The 2,533-nt window shown below is 70.7% G+C and carries 2 protein-coding genes; both read left to right on the forward strand.

The features are described from left to right. Positions 1 to 4 precede the first annotated feature (4 nt). Positions 5 to 148: a hypothetical protein gene (locus VGO20_RS28700; protein ID WP_473964869.1), complete on the forward strand. Its 144-nt coding sequence runs from the start codon at positions 5 to 7 to the stop codon at positions 146 to 148. Positions 149 to 217: 69 nt separating this feature from the next. Further along, a complete protein-coding gene (locus tag VGO20_RS28570) occupies positions 218 to 2,395 on the forward strand; it encodes a TRAP transporter permease (protein ID WP_327505827.1) in 2,178 nt (725 codons plus the stop codon). Positions 2,396 to 2,533 lie beyond the last annotated feature (138 nt).

The following is a 2,533-nucleotide window of genomic DNA, read 5'->3' on the forward strand; positions in this document are numbered from 1 at the left end:
CGCGATCCACAGCGCCGCCGCGGAGACCGTCCCCGAGGCCTACGACAAGAACAACTTCCTGTGGTTCCATCCCGGCGCCATCCGGTACTACCGGGAGAAGGGGCTGGAACTCGGCGAGAACGTGATCCCGCCGGAAGCCAAGAACTGACCCCGAGCGGAACCCGGTCAGGGGGCCTGCCGGCGGCAGGCTCCCGCCCCGGATCCGAGGGAAGAATTCATGTCGCAGCCGAGTGATTCGCCGGCGCAGCAGCCAGTGCTGCGCGCCGCAGACGAGCCGGAGGCCGGCAACCAGCGCCGGCTCGACGGCTGGCAGGGCCTGGCGCTGTACTGGGCGGCCATCGCCTACACCACGTTCCATCTCCTCGTCCTCAACGTCTTCCCGCTCGAGACCTGGACCTTCCGCATCCTGCACGTCGCGGGTGGGCTGATGATCGGTTTCGCGCTGGTCGCCGGGAAGACGCTGGACATGCGGGGGACGATCCCCGGCCCGGGCCCGGCCCGCCTCGCCCAGCCGCTGCTGGGCGGCGCGCTCGGCATCCTGGGCGCCGCCGTCGCCGGGTTGATGCTCTACGCGCTGGCGCTGCGCTACACCTGGGGCACGCCGCAGCCGCCGGCCTGGGTGTTCGGCTGGATCGGGCCGCCGCTCGTGCTCGCGACCCTGAGCGGCATCCTGGCCGGCTGGGTACTCCGCGAATCCGGGACGGGCGGGCGCGTCTCCTGGCCGGACTGGGTGCTGATCGCCTGCAGCGCCGTCGTCGGGGCCTATCTGGTGTTCAACCTGGGCGCGCTTCAGTTCCGCGCCGGCGTGATGCCGACCCCGCCCGACCTGTGGGTGAGCCTGTCGGGCATCGCGCTGATCCTGGAGCTGACCCGCCGCGTCGCGGGTCTGGCGCTGGTCGTGATCGCGCTCGTCTTCGTGGCCTACGGCTTCGTGGGGCCGATGCTGCCGGGCTTCCTGAACCACGACGGCTACCAGATGGACCGCCTCGTCACCTATCTCTACACCGACAACGGCATCCTCGGCCCGACGACGGCGGTCTCCTCCACCTACATCATCCTGTTCATCGCCTTCGCCGCCTTCCTCCAGGCGAGCCGGGTCGGCGACTACTTCGTCAACTTCGCCTTCGCGATCGCGGGCCAGGCCCGCGGCGGCCCGGCCAAGGTCGCGGTGTTCGCGAGCGGGCTGATGGGCATGATCAACGGCACCTCGGCCGGCAACGTGGTCGCGACCGGCAGCCTGACGATCCCGCTGATGCGCAAGGTCGGCTACCGGCCGCAGAGCGCCGGCGCGATCGAGGCCGCGGCCTCCACCGGCGGCCAGATCATGCCGCCGATCATGGGCGCCGGCGCGTTCATCATGGCGGAGGTGACGGGGATCCCCTACACCGACCTGATCGTCGCGGCGACGATCCCCGCCCTGCTGTACTTCGTGTCGATCTTCTTCATGGTCGACCTGGAGGCGGCCCGGCTGGGCATGTCCGGCCTGCCCCGGCGCGAACTGCCGGAGATCCGCGGCCTGCTGCGCCAGGTCTACCTGTTCCTGCCGATCGTGATCCTGGTCGGCGCGCTGTTCCTCGGCTACTCGGTGATCCGGGCCGGCACGGTCGCGCTGGTCAGCGCCATCGTCGTAAGCTGGCTCACCAGCCACCGGATGGGCCCGCGCAGCGTGCTGGGGGCACTCGACCTGTCGGCCAGGATGTCGATCCAGCTCATCGCGGTCTGCGCCTGCGCCGGCATCATCGTCGGCGTGATCGGCCTGACCGGCGTCGGCCTGCGCTTCTCCTCGCTGCTGTTGCAGGTCGCGGAGACCAACCAGCTCCTGGCGCTGGTCTTCGCCATGGGCATCGCCGTGCTGCTCGGCATGGGCATGCCCACCACGGCAGCCTACGCGGTGGCGGCCTCGGTCGTGGCGCCGGGGCTGGTCCAGCTCGGGATCCCCGTGCTGGTCGCGCATTTCTTCGTCTTCTATTTCGCGGTCATCTCCGCGATCACCCCACCGGTCGCGCTGGCCGCCTATGCCGGAGCGGCCATCGCGGGATCCGACCCCATGCGCACCTCCATCACCGCCTTCAAGCTGGGGCTCGCCGCCTTCATCGTGCCGTTCATGTTCTTCTACAGCCCGGCGCTGCTGATGGAGGGAAGCTGGACCCAGATCCTGCGGGTCAGCGTGACCGGGACCATCGGCGTGTGGCTGCTCGCGGCCTCGGTCCAGGGCTGGCTGCTGGGCCGGATCGGGATGCCGGCCCGCATACTGCTGCTGGTCGCCGCGCTGTGCATGATCGAGGGCGGGTGGAAGACGGACCTTGCCGGGATCGGGCTCGGCGCCGCGGTCCTGCTGTGGAGCCGCTACGGCGCCCGGCATCGTGGCGCGGGCGGGATGACGCGGGCGGGATGACGTTCAGCGGATCGTGATCTCGTCCGCCGCGGCGTCGCGCGCCTGCCAGCCGGCCCGCTCCAGCTCGGGATCGAGGTGCTGCTCCGCGGGACGGCCGATGCACAGATAGGCGACCAGGTCCCATGCCGCCGGGACGTC

This window comes from Arenibaculum sp., assembly GCF_035998295.1.
Taxonomy (GTDB): domain Bacteria; phylum Pseudomonadota; class Alphaproteobacteria; order Azospirillales; family Azospirillaceae; genus DASYHS01.

Coding starts and splice junctions, on each gene's coding strand:
- VGO20_RS28570 (WP_327505827.1), top strand. CDS start 218: ATGTCGCAGCCGAGTGATTCGCCGGCGCAGCAGCCAGTGCTGCGCGCC.